Source organism: Psychrobacter sp. AT9, assembly GCF_047272965.1.
In the GTDB taxonomy this organism is placed as follows: domain Bacteria; phylum Pseudomonadota; class Gammaproteobacteria; order Pseudomonadales; family Moraxellaceae; genus Psychrobacter; species Psychrobacter glaciei.
On sequence record NZ_JBKOTW010000001.1, the window covers coordinates 2,408,702 to 2,426,552 of the forward strand.

At 42.4% G+C, this 17,851-nt stretch carries 16 protein-coding genes and 1 pseudogene; 2 read left to right on the top strand and 15 right to left on the bottom strand.

Going from position 1 to position 17,851, the window contains the following annotated elements; translation table 11 throughout:
- Positions 1-22: 22 nt before the first annotated feature.
- Positions 23-538: a ribonuclease E activity regulator RraA gene (gene rraA, locus ACMFL8_RS10095; RefSeq protein ID WP_413191392.1), complete on the bottom strand. Its 516-nt coding sequence runs from the start codon at positions 536-538 to the stop codon at positions 23-25.
- Positions 539-626: 88 nt separating this feature from the next.
- Positions 627-1,328 carry an NAD-dependent epimerase/dehydratase family protein gene (locus tag ACMFL8_RS10100; RefSeq protein WP_189580705.1) on the bottom strand — a complete coding sequence of 234 codons (702 nt, stop codon included), beginning with the start codon at positions 1,326-1,328 and terminating at the stop codon, positions 627-629.
- A gap of 467 nt (positions 1,329-1,795) precedes the next feature.
- On the opposite strand from ACMFL8_RS10100, the gene rpsT reads away from it, so the two are divergent.
- Entirely contained in the window at positions 1,796-2,062 is a 267-nt protein-coding gene (gene rpsT / locus ACMFL8_RS10105) for a 30S ribosomal protein S20 (RefSeq protein WP_010200097.1), read from the top strand.
- A gap of 122 nt (positions 2,063-2,184) precedes the next feature.
- Positions 2,185-3,327, top strand: a complete 1,143-nt coding sequence (locus tag ACMFL8_RS10110) for an FAD binding domain-containing protein (protein WP_194619628.1) — start codon at positions 2,185-2,187, stop codon at positions 3,325-3,327.
- 81 nt (positions 3,328-3,408) lie between these two features.
- On the opposite strand, the gene ACMFL8_RS10115 is transcribed toward ACMFL8_RS10110, so the two are convergent.
- The 13 genes and pseudogenes from ACMFL8_RS10115 to argC form a co-directional block, all read right to left on the bottom strand.
- Positions 3,409-4,245, bottom strand: coding sequence for a histidine phosphatase family protein (locus ACMFL8_RS10115; RefSeq protein ID WP_194619014.1), 837 nt, complete (start codon positions 4,243-4,245; stop codon positions 3,409-3,411).
- A 181-nt stretch (positions 4,246-4,426) separates the two neighbouring features.
- Positions 4,427-5,224, bottom strand: a complete 798-nt coding sequence (locus ACMFL8_RS10120) for a metallophosphoesterase (protein WP_227669858.1) — start codon at positions 5,222-5,224, stop codon at positions 4,427-4,429.
- Between the two features lie 225 nt (positions 5,225-5,449).
- On the bottom strand, positions 5,450-6,148 hold the full coding sequence (gene pyrF / locus ACMFL8_RS10125; RefSeq protein WP_413190883.1) for an orotidine-5'-phosphate decarboxylase: 699 nt from the start codon (positions 6,146-6,148) through the stop codon (positions 5,450-5,452).
- 72 nt (positions 6,149-6,220) lie between these two features.
- Complete coding sequence (locus tag ACMFL8_RS10130) at positions 6,221-6,625, bottom strand: lipopolysaccharide assembly protein LapA domain-containing protein (RefSeq protein WP_189580692.1); 405 nt, start codon at positions 6,623-6,625, stop codon at positions 6,221-6,223.
- An 86-nt stretch (positions 6,626-6,711) separates the two neighbouring features.
- On the bottom strand, positions 6,712-7,017 hold the full coding sequence (locus tag ACMFL8_RS10135) for an integration host factor subunit beta (RefSeq protein ID WP_010200120.1): 306 nt from the start codon (positions 7,015-7,017) through the stop codon (positions 6,712-6,714).
- Positions 7,018-7,352: 335 nt separating this feature from the next.
- Positions 7,353-9,041, bottom strand: coding sequence for a 30S ribosomal protein S1 (gene rpsA / locus ACMFL8_RS10140; RefSeq protein WP_189580689.1), 1,689 nt, complete (start codon positions 9,039-9,041; stop codon positions 7,353-7,355).
- A gap of 288 nt (positions 9,042-9,329) precedes the next feature.
- Positions 9,330-10,082 carry a (d)CMP kinase gene (cmk, locus tag ACMFL8_RS10145; protein ID WP_413190884.1) on the bottom strand — a complete coding sequence of 251 codons (753 nt, stop codon included), beginning with the start codon at positions 10,080-10,082 and terminating at the stop codon, positions 9,330-9,332.
- A gap of 226 nt (positions 10,083-10,308) precedes the next feature.
- Positions 10,309-10,887, bottom strand: coding sequence for a tRNA adenosine(34) deaminase TadA (tadA, locus tag ACMFL8_RS10150; RefSeq protein WP_413190885.1), 579 nt, complete (start codon positions 10,885-10,887; stop codon positions 10,309-10,311).
- 15 nt (positions 10,888-10,902) lie between these two features.
- Positions 10,903-11,640 (bottom strand): uracil-DNA glycosylase, encoded by a 738-nt coding sequence (locus tag ACMFL8_RS10155; RefSeq protein ID WP_010200131.1) that lies wholly within the window; start codon positions 11,638-11,640, stop codon positions 10,903-10,905.
- 337 nt (positions 11,641-11,977) lie between these two features.
- Positions 11,978-14,383, bottom strand: a pseudogene (locus tag ACMFL8_RS10160) (AAA family ATPase); the annotation flags it as partial.
- A 683-nt stretch (positions 14,384-15,066) separates the two neighbouring features.
- The gene (locus ACMFL8_RS10165; RefSeq protein ID WP_010200136.1) at positions 15,067-15,462 is read right to left on the bottom strand and encodes an ATP-dependent Clp protease adaptor ClpS; all 396 of its coding nucleotides are present in this window, start codon (positions 15,460-15,462) and stop codon (positions 15,067-15,069) included.
- A gap of 199 nt (positions 15,463-15,661) precedes the next feature.
- Complete coding sequence (locus tag ACMFL8_RS10170) at positions 15,662-16,537, bottom strand: hypothetical protein (RefSeq protein WP_413190886.1); 876 nt, start codon at positions 16,535-16,537, stop codon at positions 15,662-15,664.
- Between the two features lie 174 nt (positions 16,538-16,711).
- On the bottom strand, positions 16,712-17,779 hold the full coding sequence (gene argC, locus ACMFL8_RS10175) for an N-acetyl-gamma-glutamyl-phosphate reductase (protein WP_189580674.1): 1,068 nt from the start codon (positions 17,777-17,779) through the stop codon (positions 16,712-16,714).
- Positions 17,780-17,851: the final 72 nt, after the last annotated feature.

The following is a 17,851-nucleotide window of genomic DNA, read 5'->3' on the forward strand; positions in this document are numbered from 1 at the left end:
GCTTTTAAATTATAAGCTGTTTTTAAATTAATAGCTTGTCGCTCGCGATAATGCCATTATTATCTGCGTAGACAAACATACCAGAATTTAGTGTCAAATCACCAAAGCTAATTTCAATGTCCGTTTGGCCTTCATCGCGGCGATTTGATTTACGAGGGATACAACCAAGCGCCATGACACCGATGTCCATTGCTGCCATATCATCGACATCACGAACACAGCCGTACACCACAACCCCTGCCCAGCCATTATCAATCGCTGACTGCGCAATCATGTCACCTAACAGCGCGCAACGCATCGAGCCACCACCATCGACCACCAATACTTTGCTATTACCATCTTTGTCTTTGCCATCGCTGTTCAGTAATGACTTTACACGGCTATTGTCTTCAAAGCATTTCACCGTCACGATTTCACCGCAAAATCTGTCTTTGCCACCAAAACGATGAAACGACTTGCCTTCGATATTGGGCAAACATACCTGCGACTCAGGATTGGCATCCAATAAATCACAGGTCACAAAGTTCTCTTTATTCATCGCGGTTGATTCTGGCATCGTGTCTGACATGATCAAGCTCCCTAACTACTTATGATTGATTTTAACTTTTTTTGATATACCGCTTAGGCTATTTTTTCACTCTGGTCATCGCCAGCATCTGCTTATTTTCGATAATATTAGTATGCTTAATTAGCGGTTCCGTACGGTATTTACTACGCTGATAAATATCATTGGCGCTCATCGCCATTGCACTAGCGACACGTTTGGCAGAAATGGGATGCAATGATAAAGACTCTGACAATAACGGCGAGATAAGTTTAAAGGCTTTTTGACCAAGGCTTTCAAGCGGACGTCCCTTGTGTTTGCCAAGTAACAATGACGGGCGAAAAATCACTAGTTGCGCAAAATCTAATGCGCTAATTGACTGCTCAGTTTCAGCCTTTACTCGATTGTACAAAAACCGACTGTCGATATCAGCGTTCATTGAAGATAATAAAAAGAAATTTTCAACGCCTTTATCGCGGCATAGTTTGGCAAAGTTCATATTATAATCGTGATCGACTTTTCGAAACGCTTCGTCACTGCCAGCCTGCTTTTTTGTGGTGCCGAGGCAACTAAAGGCATCTGTCGTTCGATCAACACCCACACTGACAAATATTTCGCTTAGATTGTCGAAGTCATTGACCTGATAAAAGCGCATACTGGCATTGATGTAGCGTGGCGGATGCCGTGCAATCACAATCAACGTGTCGTAAAGCTCACTCAATTGTTTGACAAGGTGTTCCCCCACCAATCCTGTCGCGCCAATCATAATTGCTTTTCGCTGCATACCTTATCCATTTATATAATGTTAGAAAATCCATGATTATGAGAAGACATATCCGTAAAGACAGATTGCTCCTCTATCATACCTAAATTAACAGATAACTGAGCTCATTAAGCACAGTTTATTGTAAGAGATTTTGTCAGCGATAGGTATGACTTGGCAGCTGACTTTACTCTTAATAGCCTAATAAAGTAAAATATTAGCAAATAGTTTAACTACTTTGAGCATTAACCATCAAATATATTGTTCTAAGCGCAATAATTTGCTAAGATAACCGGCTTTACACGTCAACGCTGTTTAATTATTCCAAACAGTTCTGACGCTTGCGATGATCTATTGATATTAGATACCCTATTAATATCAGACATCGACATCATGTTTGGCGAGAGGCTGCTCGTCACCGATGATTGTTAAACCCATTATTGCAATCAACATTCATATTTTTATCTGTCTTTATCAAGGAGATACGCGTGGCTAATACTGCACAAGCTCGTAAACGCGCCCGTCAAAACACCAAACGTCGTCAGAACTCTGCGTCACAACGCTCTATGGTTCGTACTTACTTAAAACGTGTTGATGCGGCAATCGCAGCTAAAGATTATGACGCGGCTACCGAAGCTTACAAAAAAGCGGTACCGGTTCTTGATCGTATGGCTGACAAAGGTATTATTCATAAGAATAAAGCTGCTCGTCGTAAGAGCCGCCTAAACAAAACAATCAAAGGCCTTCAAGCTTAAGATTTGTTCTGTTTAGACCGTAAGCATAAAAAAACCTTGTCACTGGTTCTAATACTGGGGCAAGGTTTTTTTATGCTATTCTTATTTGTATATGGATATTTAGGAGAGGCTCAGTGGAATCAATGACTAAGCGTGCAATCGTGATCGGTGGTTCTTTAGCTGGGCTGTTTTCAGGGACACTATTACGTTCTATTGGCTGGCAAGTAGATATTTACGAGCGTTCTGCTCATGATTTGGATAGCAGAGGCGGTGGTGTTGTTTTGCAAGCTGATGTCGTGACTGCTCTTAAAAAGGCGGGAATTGCGACAGATAAGCTAGGCGTCGATGCTCTTGAGCGCTATTATCTGCAAAAAAATGGCTCAATTGAAAAAATGGCCATGCGTCAGACGCTCACCTCTTGGAATATTCTCTATCGCTCGATGCGAAGACACTTTCCAGATAAGCATTATCATCAAGGTAAAGTATTAGCGCAGGTACAATCAAAAGGCGCTAAAGTAACAGCTGTTTTTGTTGATGGCTCTTGTGAAACTGGAGATTTATTGATTGGTGCTGACGGGCCAAATTCAACTGTACGCCAACAGCTTTTGCCCACTTATGAGCCTCAATATGCAGGTTACGTGGCTTATAGAGGTTTGATCGACGAAGCTGACTTAGCGCCAGAAGTGGCTAAGATATTTACTGAACGGTTTGTATTTTATGATTTTCCAAACTCGCATATTTTGGCCTACGTCATTCCTGGTGAAAACGAATCGCTGGTTCCAGGAAAACGCCGATTTAACTGGGTTTGGTACGTTAACTATGATGAGAAAACGGAGTTAGCTCATATACTTACCGACAAAAACAGTAAATGTAGAACGCATTCTGTGCCGCCAGGAATGATGTCGCCTGCTGTTGATCGAGCAATGCGAAGCTACGCAGATCTTGTACTCGCTGACCCCTTCAAAAAATTAGTAGCCGCGACTAAAGAGCCTTTTGTACAGTCGATTTTAGACTTAACAGTGCCGCAGATGGCTTTCGATAGAATGGCACTGATAGGAGATGCCGCTTTTATTCCTCGGCCTCATACAGCAGCGGGTACGGCAAAAGCAGCAGCAAACGCTATTTCGTTGGTAGAGGCACTCGTTGACCATAGTCATAACGTTCCTAAAGCCTTACAGGCATGGGAGAGTAACCAGCTATCGCATGGCATGCAATTATGGAAACATGGTCGCAGTGTGGGTGATCGTTCTCAGTTTTCTTATGGTAAAAGCCGAACAGAGGGATAAAAAATAAAATTCGACTGATTTTCCATTTTTGAGATGAATGGGTCAAGTTTGTGCTTAATAAGCATAAAACCCCTTTGAAAATTAAGTCCACTTCACTTTTGGTGGCAGCAATAATTTGCTAGGATGAAAGCCGGCAGCACGGTAACCTTCTAACAAAGTACTAACAGGACGAATATAAACCTCACCACGCCAGACAAAATAAGCATTCGCCTGATCAAAAGGCTTGTCATCGAACCACAAAAACACCCCTTCCATCATCTTAGGCCAATCATTCCAATCGATTTCGGTCACATCAAGCATTACCGCCAAAAAAGCTGATAACAAAGTATCATGACTAACAGCGAGCATCAAATGCCCATGCTGCGGCTGATGTTGATAAAAGAGCGATAAAATATCAAGACCACCTTGATAGGCATTTTTAGTACCTTCGAGGTTTCCTTGCAAAAAACGATTAATAAAGTTAAGCACACCAATTTCTTTGAATACGACATTGGCAATCTCAGGTTCAGTAACCAGACTGCCCGGCTCCACTAGCAATGATTGATGAGCAATATGACGCTGTAACCCCGCCCCTTCTTGCATCAATTGTGCCGTGTCAATGCAGCGCCCAATCGGACTTGAGATGCTATCGACATCGAGCGAATACGGCAGGTGTCCTGCTAGCCAACGTCCCCAAGACTTAGCCAATATGCGACCTTTAGGCGTGAGCGGCAACTGATAACTGGCAAAACCGTTACCATCAGAACGCTCGCGTAGAGAGTGCCTAGTAAATAAAATCAGTCGCTTATTATCAGGTAATAAGCTGACCGAAGAGATCATACTGTCAGGTAAGTGTGACGGCGCAGGCGCACTTGGCGTGTGACTCGCAAGCTTATCTGCGGATAGTTTTGACTGGGTACTAATAGGATATTTGCTCATGCTAGCAAGCCTAGCAGATTTTTTATCAGGAATGAACAAAATATAAATCCAGTTGCAATATAAGCAGCGATAATGAACGGACTTTTAAGACCAATTATGAATGATGAATGATGAATGATAGGCTATTTCAGAATGCGCTAAGCCACTGCTAGCGATCCAACGTATTTACACGAAAAACGGCTCAACCAATATCAATGACTTTATCCCAAGCAAAGGCTAATGCTGTACTACTCACCTCGTTTGGATAAGCGCGTGGATTGACAATCACTCGGGTATTACCAATACGATAGTCAAATGCTTCGTGCGTATGTCCATGCACCCACAGCGTAGGCGCCCAAGTTTCATGCATCCAGCCAGATAAATCACTGACGAACGCTGCATTACTGGGTAGGCTGGCATACTTCTCAGACACTGATAATGCACTGATGCTATGATGACTCATCACTATCGTTTTTTTGCCCAGTGTTTTCGCGGTTATCAAGGCTTGTTGTAACCATTGACGCTGCTCAGCATGCAATTGCATAGACAGCTCAGGTGAGAATAGCTGATCACCAGCATATATTTGCGTATAGTCCCGCATAAAGCGTTTAGCAGCGACCATAGTGTCCTCATTCGCTTGGTACTGATAATCAGTCCATAGCGTACACCCTAAGATGCGTACTTCTCCGATATCAATATGCTGACACTGGAGCACGCGCATGCCTTTGGCTGAGGTTTCATCGTAATTATCCCATGTTGCCAATTTCTGATCGAAATTTAGCACATCTTCTTTGAAATACTCATGATTTCCCGCGATGGTAATAAGCGGTACCTGTAAACGTGCAGCTTGCTCTTGTAGCCACGGCATGCCGCTATCACTATTAGCGGTGTCACCAGCGACCAATACAATGTCTGCATCGGTCTTAGGAATATGCCCCATCGGATGCAATTGCCGGGCATAGCTGTCAATGTGTAAGTCACTTAATATCTGTAATTTCATATTATCCAACATCATTTAGTGGCGTTATTATTAAAACTCTAATTAGCGATAAACGCTCATAATAGTAATATTCATATTTAGTTAAATGAACATTTTTGATATGGTCATTATATTTTAGAAAGGTTGTAAGCATAAATTTAAGTAGTGTAGCAGCTTTTCCTTGTCCATCAAAAAGTAAAAAGACAGCCATTTAGGCTGTCTTTTTTTCTTAACATCTATTCAAACTTAAATACTTTGAAGTATCTTCTGTAGCTTAGTGGTAGGATTTTGCGCTTGAGTAATAGAGCGTCCAATGACCAGATAATCAGAACCCTCCATCAATGCTTGACTCGGCGTACAAATACGCTTTTGATCATCCGCGCTGTCATCAGCGAGTCGGATGCCAGGCGTGATCAGCTTAAAGTCTTTACCACATAAAGCCTTAAGCACTTTTGCTTCTTGGGCAGAACACACCACACCATCAAGTCCCGCTTGTTTGGTCAATTGTGCTAGGCGGCTGACTTGCGCATCTAAACCGTCCGTGATGCCCGTTTGCATCAATGCTTGATTGTCCATAGAAGTCAGCACAGTGACGGCAATCAACAAGGTCTCAAAATTACCGTCTAACAGGCGTTGTTTGGCCAATGACATCGCCTCTAAGCCCGCGCTTGCATGGACATTAACCATCCATACGCCAAGCTCAGCTGCCGCCAATACTGCTTGAGCCGTGGTATTAGGAATATCATGAAACTTTAAGTCCAAGAACACCTCAAAGTCACGCTGATGCAATGCCTTGACGATATCAGGGCCACAACGAGTAAACAGCTCTTTACCCACTTTTAATCGACATAACGTTGGGTCTAATTGATCAGCTAGCGCCAAGGATGCATCCAAAGTCATGTTATCTAAAGCAACGATGACTGGAGAGTTAGTTATATTATTCATGGTTTTGCCATATATCAGAGTTATCAAAGCATTGTATTTTTAAAATTAGCCGCGCCGCCATTATCAAGCCGCTTAGTCTCGCTTATGCTTAATCAAAGTAGAGCCTTCATCTATATTAACTGCTGTATCTTGAGTCTGGGTCGCCGTTGTCCCGTAGACCGCATCTTCTACTGTTGGTGCATTTGCTTGACGATCAATAACGACATTGGCTTGGGTCAATTGCTCTTGCAAGTGATTGTTGGCCTTGTTAAGGCGCGAGATTTCCCACTTATTTTGTAAGACGCGGAAGATAAGCAATGCTAGCAAAATACCAATAATGATACCGAGTATCAAACAGAGTATCAGCAGCAACCCCAAATTCATTGTCGGTGCTTGTGAGAACAGCAAGTTTACGCCAACCTCAGTATTATTTGCCAATACCAAGCCAAGCGAATAAGCAAAGCTTAAAAACAGTAATACAAACAGTAAAAAGCGCATGAAAGATACCTCGGTTTTGAATGGAGCTAACAGTTTAAAGATAGCATTCTAGAGTGCATCATCAATTAACACATCTATGACCAGTACTAATTATTTGCTACTTTATCATTTACAGCTTCACGTAGTGCTTTACCCGGCTTAAAATGCGGAATAGCTTTGGCAGGTACAGGCACGCTTTCCCCTGTTTTTGGGTTACGCCCCATACGAGCGCGGCGATGATGTAGACAAAAACTACCAAACCCACGAACCTCTACCCGACCATCATTGGCTAAAGTATGGGTCATCAAATTTAATATTTCACGTACTGCGTCATCTACAACTGTGTCAGTTATATTTTCACAATTCGCACTCAAATTACTAATAAATTCGGATTTGTTAATCGCTTGCTGCATTATGACGCTTGCCCTGTTGATTAATGGATAAAATGACTGTGAGTCAAAATCTGGTTTTTACGATGACTATTTATAGCATTATACTGAATTAACTTAGAAACATCTAAAGTCACAATTGCTTCTATAAGCCGATATTATTTATATAAAACTAAATCCGACTGATATATTGTTACTCAATGTTGCAAATGATAGCGGATATTAGGATAAATGGGAATAAGAGTTTGTCTGTTTGAGCAAAAACTTCTATTACTAGCCACGTTATACAAATTTAATCATAAAAAAAAGCGACCGGAGTCGCTTTTTTTACATTACTTTTATATCAACAACTTAGCAACTTACTGCATTTGTTCTTTGATCAAGTCACCAATTGTTTTTGGCTGTGCATCAGTTCCTGGAGCAGCAGTCGTGCTAGTGCTACCAAGATCTTTAATCGCTTGACGCTCTTCAGCTTCGTCTTTCGCTTTGATAGACAAGTTGATGTTGCGTGTTTTGCGATCAACACTGATGATTTTAGCTTCAACATCATCACCAACCGTTAGATGCTTAGTTGCATCTTCAACGCGGTCACGTTGGATCTCAGAGGCACGTAGATAAGCTTCTACTTCGTCAGCAAGTTCGATAGTAGCACCTTTAGCATCTACTTCTTTCACTTTACCATTAACGATAGCACCGCGGTCATTGTTGACTAGGTATTCGTTGAATGGATCAGAGCTTAACTGCTTAACGCCTAGGCTGATACGGTTAGCTTCTGCATCTACAGACAATACCATTGCTTCAACGGTGTCGCCTTTATTGTAGTTACGGATAGCATCTTCGCCAGTTTCGTTCCAAGAGATATCAGATAGATGAACCAGACCATCAATACCACCGTCTAGACCGATAAAGATACCGAAGTCAGTGATTGATTTGATCGTACCAGTGATTTTATCACCGCGCTCATGTTTCTTATCAAACTCATCCCATGGATTGGCTAGAGTCTGTTTGATACCTAAGCTGATACGACGACGTTCTTCATCGATATCAAGAATCATTACTTCAACTTCATCGCCCACTTGAACTACTTTTGATGGGTGGATGTTTTTGTTGGTATGATCCATCTCTGACACGTGTACTAGACCTTCGATGCCTTCAGAAATCTCAGCAAAACAACCATAATCAGTTAGGTTAGTAACGCGTGCTTTAACAACGCTACCCACTGGGTATGTGCCGCCAACGTTATCCCAAGGATCAGTACCAAGTTGTTTTAGACCTAGGCTAACGCGATTGCGCTCACGGTCAAACTTCAATACTTTAACTTTTAGGTCTTGACCAACTTCAACCACCTCAGATGGGTGCTTGATACGGCGCCATGCCATGTCAGTGATGTGCAATAGACCATCGATACCACCTAGGTCAACGAATGCACCGTAATCAGTAAGGTTCTTAACGATACCTTCAATCTCGATACCTTCTTCAAGCTTGTTCAATAGCTCTTCGCGCTCAGCTGAGTTTTCAGCTTCCATAACTGCACGACGGCTAACCACAACGTTGTTGCGTTTTTGATCAAGTTTGATGACTTTGAATTCTAGCTCTTTGCCTTCAAGATGCGTGGTATCACGGATAGGACGTACATCTACCAATGAACCTGGCAAAAACGCGCGTACTGAACCGATATCTACGGTAAAGCCGCCTTTAACTTTGCTAGAAATAATACCTTTAACGATCTCATCATTGTCAGAGATTTTCTCAAGGAAATTCCAAGTCTCAACGCGTTTGGCTTTTTCGCGTGACAGTAAGGTTTGACCCATACCGTTATCAACCGCTTCAACCACAACATCGACACTATCGCCAACTTCAACTTCAAGTTCGCCTTCTTCGCTTAAAAACTCTTCACGAGCGACGATACCTTCAGACTTAAGACCAGTATCTACTGTAATCCAATCACTATCGATGGCTACAACAGTACCTGTGATAACCGAGCCACGCTCGATATCAAGACCTGTTTCTTCGATGCTCGCTTCAAATAGTTCAGCAAATGATTCCATTATGTCTACCTTTGTATAGCCGTATCCTGTCCAGCACAGTACGGATCAAATTTATGACTATATAAAACGGAATACTGGTTTTATATCCTACATAGTCATATAAAAAAACGTTTGTTGCTAATAAGCGTATTGTTCATAAACACAATGTTTATAGAGCTCATTAGCAACAACTGTCTTGTGTTATTAAAACGACAACGTTGTTCTAATCACTGCTTATCCGACATACTATAATTTTATACTAATATCAAAGATATAGGAAACTATTTAGTGCTCAATATGTTGTTTCTATTAGCTATTAAAGCAGACACCCTGATTCTGGCAGTGTTTTTTTATCTGCTCATAAACCGCATTTGCATCTAGCATGGAACTATCCAATACTAAGGCATCGTCTGCTGGCTTTGATGGTGCTGTCGTACGATTTTCATCCCGATCATCACGGGCTTTAATCGTCGTCAAGATCGCCTCAAAATCTGCCACTTGTCCCGCTTCTACTAATTGTGTGACACGGCGCTTGGCACGTGCTTCCGCGCTGGCAGTCAAAAATACTTTAACGTCAGCATCTGGGAACACCACCGTACCCATATCACGACCATCAGCCACTAGGCCTGAACGGGTTGCCATGTCTTGTTGTAGCGTTAGCAAGGCATTACGAACCTTTGGATAGACAGCCACTTGTGAGGCGTAACCACCAATCGTTTCGTTACGCACTTGCTCACCCACTGCTTCGCCATTCACGATGATATCGACACGGCCTGACTCATTGTTAGGCACAAAAGCAATGTCTAAGCTTTGTGTCAGATGCAATACAGCCATCTCATCAATCGCTTTGCTAGCATCGGCAGTAATCAATCCTGCTTCAAATGCCTTTAGACCAACGATGCGATATAAAGCGCCTGAATCTAACAGCTGATAACCCAATGCTTGTGCCAGACGCCAAGTTACTGTGCCTTTGCCTGCGCCACTTGGACCGTCAATACAAATAACAGGATAACGCACTGGCTGCGCTTGGCTATTATCATTAGTAGGTGTAGAGACGGTCATAGGACTCACTTATCACTTAATAGTAGACACTGCTTATATGGCTGCTTTTATATTAAAAAGCACATTAGCTAGAATGCTACTTATGCAACAGTAACAACGCAATATTTACTTAATTATCAACTGTTTGTTAGACCACTAACTTATTAGCAATCAAATAGGGCGATATTATAGCAAAAAAACCACGTTATCACTAGCCACAAGACTGATATCTTGTTGAATGTCTGTTTTAATTGTTAATGACAGTGTTTTTACTTTTTTTGGCGGTGCGGCGACGTTCACGAAAAAAATGCTTTAACATCTGACTACTATGCTCACGGCATAAACCTTTATCAACTTGAATACTATGATTATAAAAAGGCTGCATGGCTAAGTTCATTTGACTACCAACCATGCCCGCTCGAGGTTCGCTCGCCGCATAGACCAGTCTATCCACACGGCCATGAATGAGTGCGCCAACACACATCGTACAGGGCTCTAAAGTCACGTACAAAGTTGTCTGTAGCGGCAGGCGGTAGTTTTTTAAACGCGCGCACGCATCCCTTAGTGCAACTATCTCAGCATGAGCAGTCGCGTCATGGCGTCCAATTGGCTCATTGAATCCTTGCCCGATGATCTGCTGATTGTGTACCAACACTGCGCCTACTGGCACTTCTCCGAGTGCAGCCCCTTGTTTAGCCAGTAGCAATGCTTTTTGCATCCATTTAACGTCTTGCAACGACCAAAATGTACTGCTTGCAAGTGGCATTTTTACTTCAATAGCGGCCAATTGGCTAGGTATTAACGGATGAGAGTGTAAATTTATCATTAGATTATTTGTTATCTATTGTGGTAATTGCCAGTCAATTGGTGTTTGTCCATACTGTACCAAGTAATCATTGGTTTTAGAAAATGGCTTGGAACCAAAAAATCCACCACGATTGGCAGCCAATGGTGAAGGATGCACAGCCGTTAAAATCAGATGTTTTTCAGTATCGATATACTTGCCTTTTTTCTGCGCTTTACTACCCCACAATATAAATATCGTGTGCTCCGTTTGTTGATTGACCACATCAATCACGGCATCGGTAAACTGCTCCCAACCTTTATTTTGATGACTGTTTGGCTCACCTTCTCGTACTGTTAATGAGCTGTTCAAGAGTAAAACCCCTTGCTGCGCCCAATACGTTAAATCACCATGCGCTGAGTAACTGGTGCCGATATCATTGGCCATTTCTTTGAGTAAGTTATTAAGTGATGGCGGCTTGGGAATCGCTTTGGGCACAGAAAAAGATAGCCCCATTGCCTGACCTGGACGATGATAAGGGTCTTGTCCTAAGATAACGACTTTAACCTTCGATAAAGGGGTTAGGTTAAAGGCATTGAACATCAGCGGTGCAGGTGGATAAACACTCTCATCTGATTGGTACGCTTCCTTTAAAAAAGCTCGTAGGTTATCCATATTGTCAGAGGTCAATTCATCTGCTAGTGCCGTTTTCCAGTCTGCTGGTAGACGGACATTGTCTAAAATCGCTTGCCTTTGCTCTGGGGTCTTCGTCGGCTGTTCGTCAAACAGTTCCATGGTACATCCTTATTATATTTGTTATGAATAATTACTTCGCAACTAGAGCGTGTCATCATTTAGATTGATGGTAACAAAAAACGATATGAGGTTTGTTGATAAATTATAGCAATAAAAAAACGGCTACCACAGCAATATGGTAGCCGTTTTTATAAAGCTAATGTAAAACCGTTTAGCTGGCCAATGATTCAGAGTCTGAGCGCGGCTCATGGGTCTCAACGACTGTTAAGATAATCCGACTATTCGCTGAACCTTTATCCGATACCTTATCCAGTTTCATAGTAGCACCATCTTGCTCATCGCCCGCTTCAGGCTCTAAGGTAAGATGAACAACCCCACCGTTAACCAAATCTCCAAACAAAATCATACTTGCCAATGGTTTTTTGATTTCATCTTGAATCAGACGCTGCATCGGACGCGCACCCATCAAACGGTCATATCCTTTTACAGCCAAGTAATCACGTACTTCATCATCAATCTCTAGCGTGACTTGCTTATCATCGAGCTGTACTTGTAGCTCAACCAAGAATTTATCGACCACTGATACTACCACTGATGTATCTAATGAATTGAACTGAATGGTGGCATCTAAGCGGTTGCGGAATTCAGGAGTAAAGACACGTTTGAGCGATTCTGTGTTATCACGGCTATGATCTTGCTGGGTAAAGCCCATCGAAGAGCGACTAATACTATCAGCACCTACGTTAGTGGTCATAATGACAATCACTTGCTTAAAGATAGCGACACGACCATTATTATCCGTCAACGTACCATGATCCATCACTTGTAATAACAAGTTGAATACATCAGGATGCGCTTTTTCAATCTCATCAAGCAATAAGACACAATGCGGATGTTGATTGATTTTTTCAGTAAGCAGTCCACCTTGATCAAAACCGACATAGCCGGGAGGTGCACCGATCAGACGTGATGCGGTATGGGCTTCCATATATTCTGACATATCGAAGCGCACCAACTCTACGCCTAACAATTTTGCCAACTGACGCGATACTTCTGTCTTACCAACCCCTGTCGGACCGGCAAACATAAATGAACCAATTGGCTTATCTGGCGCTTTTAGACCCGCACGAGACAATTTAATGGCATCTGCCAAGGTCTCAATCGCTTCGTCTTGACCAAATACTAAATGCTTAAGATCACGATCTAAATGCTCAAGAATACTCTTATCATCGCTTGATACTGACTTGGGCGGAATGCGCGCAAGCTTGGCCACGATAGCTTCAATGTCTGCCACATCGATTTTCATCGGTGGTTTTTTCTTGGCCTTCGCCGCTTTTGAGTCATCAGATGATTTAGCACGATCATTGGCTTTTGCAGTATTGGCTTCATCCTGCATTTCATTATCGTTGTCATCACCGGTTACGTCATTATGAATATCGCTCTCAAGACCTTCAACATCGGCATCAATCTGAGCATCGAAGTCTTGCTCCAAATCAGCAATGAAGCTTTCTTCTGCCTCGATATCATCGGTATCCGGAATCACGCCTAAACGCTTATAAGCACCAGCTTCATCGATAACATCAATTGCCTTATCAGGTAAAAAGCGCTCGTGAATATGCTTGGCCGATAACTGTACAGCAGTGACCAATGCTTCATCTGTATATTCAACGTTATGAAACTCTTCGTAACGCGGTTTGAGACCCCGTAAAATATCGATACTGTCATCGACACTTGGCTCTTTCACATCGATTTTTTGAAAACGACGCGAGAGTGCATGGTCTTTTTCAAACACCTGACGATACTCAGTGAAGGTCGTTGAACCAATACAACGCAACTCACCGTTGGCAAGCGCCGGTTTGATCAGGTTAGACACATCCATGTTGCTACTCATTGAAGAGCCTGCACCAATAATCATGTGAATCTCATCGATAAACAAGATGGCATTTGGCTTTTTCTTCATTGCATCAAGGAGTGATTTCATACGTTTTTCAAAATCACCACGGTACTTAGTACCGGCGATGAGTGAGCCAATATCTAAGCTATAAATCACACAGCCGTTAAGCGGCTTTGGTGCTTTATCATTGATAATTAACCATGCCAAACCTTCAGCGATAGACGTTTTACCAACCCCTGGCTCACCAACCAACAATGGGTTGTTTTTGCGGCGACGACAGAGTACTTGAGCAGCACGCTCAATCTCAGAAGTACGTCCAATTAATGGATCGGTTTTACCTTCTGCCGCACGCTGGTTTAGGTTAGTAGCGAACTCAACCAACGGATCTTTGCTGGTTTTTTCAGAAGCACTACGACGCTCTCCAGTCGTAGAAGCACGAGGCTCTGATGGCTCATCTTTATCTTGACCATGTGATAAATACTGGGTCAGCTCAAGACGACTGATGCCTTGTTTTTTGAGCAAATAAACAGCGTAAGTATCGTGCTCGGAAAACATAGATACCAAGATATCTGAGCCTTCGACCAAACGACCACCACCAATAGACTGCACATGAAAAATAGCACGTTGCAGGATGCGATCAAAGCTTTGGGTTGGCTGTGGTGATTGCTCCGTTTCTGCATCTACCGTTGGCGTATGCTTATTGATATAAGCCTCGAGCTCGGTACGTAGCGTTGAAACATTTGCATTGCACGCCGTTAATGTGTTGGCAGCATGCGTGTTCTCTAACAGTGCCAACAATAAATGTTCAACAGTGAGATACTCATGCGATTTTTGGCGCGCAAGTGTCATTGCTAAACGCAAAGAAACTTCAAGATGACGACTTAACATAAGGACTTCCTACGGTTGTACCTATCTTATAAATTGATAGCTCTATGAATGAGTTAGGTAGTAAATCAGGGCGATAGATGTATTGTTCAAGGGCAATGTGAGTATTATTAAGAGACACGACCAAACGATGATTGAAGTGTACCGTGTATCATTTAGTGAGTGTTTCGACCTATCTAGCAATGATTGTGATAATTCATATTCGCTTTTCTTTATCTCAACATGATACTCAAACATAGTCAATCTATTAACGCATACTAAAATGTATCTAAGCATACTTTATGAGGGGATATTGGAGACGAGAAAGTCAGAAAATAACGAATTACACAAATGAGAAGTTGAGAATAAAAAAGATCTTATAAAAATAAGGGCGTAAATCATCAGGGTATTAGGAACATAGCGAAATGCTAAAAAAACTGAACGCAAGACATCGATTTATCACACGACGTTATGTTTAGTATATAAGGCTATTTGAGATAAAAATCAAGATCAAAGCAGAAAGAAGACTGATTACTTAAAAGAGGTACGAGGGCTGATTTGCGGTGAAGTAACAGTAGAACTGCCTAGTAAAAAGGCTTTTAAAAAATATTACGGGTATATAAGCTTAGAAGTGGCAGCATTAAATAGCTGATTAAATAATATCAAACAAGGTGAAAAGCTGCGAAAAAATAAAACCGTTGTGGCGGCTATTCACCCTGATGTGGTTCAATTTGAGTCAATAAAGGATAGCCTTCGCGATGAGCCAAACTGTTTACCTTTTTGGCTTTGGTTTCAGCGATATCTTTGGGATAGATACCAGCAATACCTTTACTGCTGTTGTGAATCGTCAACATCACTTCAACGGCAGAATCAACACTGTGGCGAAATTCCGACTGTAAAACATAGACGACAAATTCCATCGGCGTGTAATTGTCATTATACATCACGACCGCATACATCGGCGGCTTTGCCACTTCTGGCTCGGCCACGAGCACGTCTGCTTGCGGCGACGTCTCATCCTCTGGCGCACTGTCTTGAGCACGCTGTGCAGGTATGTTAGGAAAATGCCAATCAAAAACGGTTGGCCTAGCTTGTAGAGTCATAGGTTTTATCATAATAAAAATATAATTATAAGGTAAATTCTAAATAAAAAGGAGGTTATACAGAGAGGCTATTTGGTGCACAATTGGCATGTAACAAAGCACCTTTGCTTCCACTTAGCTGCTATCAGTAGCCATCATGTTTAACTAGCTTTGGCTCATACCATCAAATTTCAAGTGATTATTGATATTTGAGTAATAATCAAGGTTCAATAGGACTTTCATCGACTTCTGGCAAGTCTAAAAGGGAGAGCGGCATATTGTCGACCCTATCGCCAAGCCTCCAATCATACAGCTGTTCTTTTTGTTGCCCACCAGCTCTTAAAGTCAGTTTAGCCTGTAAAGGCTTAAAGCCTGATGGCATCATAAAACGACCACGAATACGTACAATACCTTTGATCGAATAACTGGCAGGATCTAGTGGTACTTCCACAAAGTCATCATTGTCAATTAATGTCAAAATTGGTGTTAAACGTTTGGCAGTGCCATCTTTACTCAGCATACCGACATCAAAACCATACTCGAAAGCGTTCTCAGGTAACGGCTTAATATTAGCGCCAATTATCTGTAGTGGCATGCCACCATTATCACTAATCACCTCAGTATAAAGTTCATTAAGCTGGGTAACTTGTTTGTTTTCAATGGTTAATTCTTTTTGTGTGACGCGTAACTCTTCTAAATTTGTCAAACTTATCGCCAGCTCTTGCTTGGCAGTGGCGGCTTCACTCGTGGCAATCTTATTGCTAACACGTAGATCTTGCAGCTCTTTAGTTGCCTCAGTGCTGTTGATAATCGCTTGTTTGGTCTCAGTCTGCATCGCATGAAAGCCGCGCTGATAGCCAAGCTTGTGACCGAATACCAACCCAACGATAGCTGTCGCTAATATGGCCACGACAAAAAGCGCCAGTACCAGTGTCGAAGCACCTGTTTGGCTCGCACTGAGACTATCCCGACTATCGATATTGCCATTACTGACTTGTAAAGAATGTCGGCTACGCTCCAATTTATATGAAATAGCGTCTTGGCACGATAAACGTGCTGGCTGTGAGCAAAAGCGTAGTACAATCTTAACACGCATTTAGACAGTATCTCTTAACAGTAAGGGCAGGTTATTATAGCGGAATTTATAATCAATACCTAGCACCATCAATATGAACGATGTGACAATAAAAAAATGAGGTAACTTAATAGGTTATGTTTGACCCCTCGACCATGACAGTGCTTATTTATGAACGTTCAACACGCCCTAATATTAAGGAACAATAGGCGCGAAATTCAATCCCAGTGATTCATCAAGACCAAACATTACATTCATATTTTGTACCGCCTGCCCTGCCGCGCCTTTTACTAAGTTATCTTGCACCACGATAACCGTCAGTTCAGCACGGTCATTGTCTTGATGTACCGCAATCCGCAGACGGTTGCTGGCACGTACACTGCGCGTATCAGGATAAATACCTTTTGGCATGACATCAATAAACAACTCTGACGCATAGCACTCTTCAAATACTTGCTGCCAATCAATAGCCGCGCCTTCCTCAGTCATCTCCATATGGATGGAGCTCAGCATTCCACGAATCATTGGCACTAAATGCGGTAAAAAGCGAATGCGATGGCTAAACTGACTGTCTAATAGCTGCGCAACTCCTTGCTCAATCTCTGGCAAATGGCGATGACCTGCAACGCTATAAGTTTTAAAATTGTCTGTCGTTTCCGCATAATTAAGCGCCAAACTTGCCTGACGTCCCGCCCCTGAAACACCAGATTTGGCATCAATAACGATACGTGCGTCGATCAAGCGTGCTGCTTGCTTGTTTTGCTCGTCAATAATGGGTTTTAGTCCCAAAATAGCCGTGGTTGGATAACAGCCAGGGTTCCCTACTACTAAGGCGTTTGCAAGCTTGTGGCGATTGACTTCAGGTAGACCATAAACAGCTGTCTTCAATAACTCAGGGCATGCATGCGACTGTTGATACCAATGCTCAAACTCCGTCAATGACTGGAGACGAAAATCAGCCGCCAGATCGATGACTCGCACGCCTGCTTGAGTCAACGCTTCCGCTTGCTTCATCGCGACACCGTGTGGCGTGGCAAAAAATACCACATCACATTTTTGCAACGTTGCAAGTGTATCATCACCCAAGTCACTAAAGACGATGTCTGAGATACCGCGTAAGCTTGGGAATATCTCATCAGCACGTGTACCAGCTTCGCTACGTGACGTTAGCAAATCAATAGAAACTTCAGGATGAGCGGATAGTAAGCGAATCAGCTCAATACCTGTATACCCTGTGCCACCGACGATTGCTGCTGAAATCATAAGATATCCCCTTTTACTCAATAATGTAATTGCTAGGCTATAGCTAACACTGGATTTTAACTTTATAAGTCC

What these genes read in the sequence shown, in the direction of transcription:
- rraA (WP_413191392.1), bottom strand. Translation starts at nt 538, where the DNA reads ATGAATAAAGAGAACTTTGTGACCTGTGATTTATTGGATGCCAATCCT.
- ACMFL8_RS10100 (WP_189580705.1), bottom strand. Translation starts at nt 1,328, where the DNA reads ATGCAGCGAAAAGCAATTATGATTGGCGCGACAGGATTGGTGGGGGAA.
- ACMFL8_RS10110 (WP_194619628.1), top strand. Translation starts at nt 2,185, where the DNA reads ATGACTAAGCGTGCAATCGTGATCGGTGGTTCTTTAGCTGGGCTGTTT.
- ACMFL8_RS10115 (WP_194619014.1), bottom strand. Translation starts at nt 4,245, where the DNA reads ATGAGCAAATATCCTATTAGTACCCAGTCAAAACTATCCGCAGATAAG.
- ACMFL8_RS10120 (WP_227669858.1), bottom strand. Translation starts at nt 5,224, where the DNA reads ATGAAATTACAGATATTAAGTGACTTACACATTGACAGCTATGCCCGG.
- pyrF (WP_413190883.1), bottom strand. Translation starts at nt 6,148, where the DNA reads ATGAATAATATAACTAACTCTCCAGTCATCGTTGCTTTAGATAACATG.
- ACMFL8_RS10130 (WP_189580692.1), bottom strand. Translation starts at nt 6,625, where the DNA reads ATGCGCTTTTTACTGTTTGTATTACTGTTTTTAAGCTTTGCTTATTCG.
- ACMFL8_RS10135 (WP_010200120.1), bottom strand. Translation starts at nt 7,017, where the DNA reads ATGCAGCAAGCGATTAACAAATCCGAATTTATTAGTAATTTGAGTGCG.
- rpsA (WP_189580689.1), bottom strand. Translation starts at nt 9,041, where the DNA reads ATGGAATCATTTGCTGAACTATTTGAAGCGAGCATCGAAGAAACAGGT.
- cmk (WP_413190884.1), bottom strand. Translation starts at nt 10,082, where the DNA reads ATGACCGTCTCTACACCTACTAATGATAATAGCCAAGCGCAGCCAGTG.
- tadA (WP_413190885.1), bottom strand. Translation starts at nt 10,887, where the DNA reads ATGATAAATTTACACTCTCATCCGTTAATACCTAGCCAATTGGCCGCT.
- ACMFL8_RS10155 (WP_010200131.1), bottom strand. Translation starts at nt 11,640, where the DNA reads ATGGAACTGTTTGACGAACAGCCGACGAAGACCCCAGAGCAAAGGCAA.
- ACMFL8_RS10165 (WP_010200136.1), bottom strand. Translation starts at nt 15,462, where the DNA reads ATGACTCTACAAGCTAGGCCAACCGTTTTTGATTGGCATTTTCCTAAC.
- ACMFL8_RS10170 (WP_413190886.1), bottom strand. Translation starts at nt 16,537, where the DNA reads ATGCGTGTTAAGATTGTACTACGCTTTTGCTCACAGCCAGCACGTTTA.
- argC (WP_189580674.1), bottom strand. Translation starts at nt 17,779, where the DNA reads ATGATTTCAGCAGCAATCGTCGGTGGCACAGGGTATACAGGTATTGAG.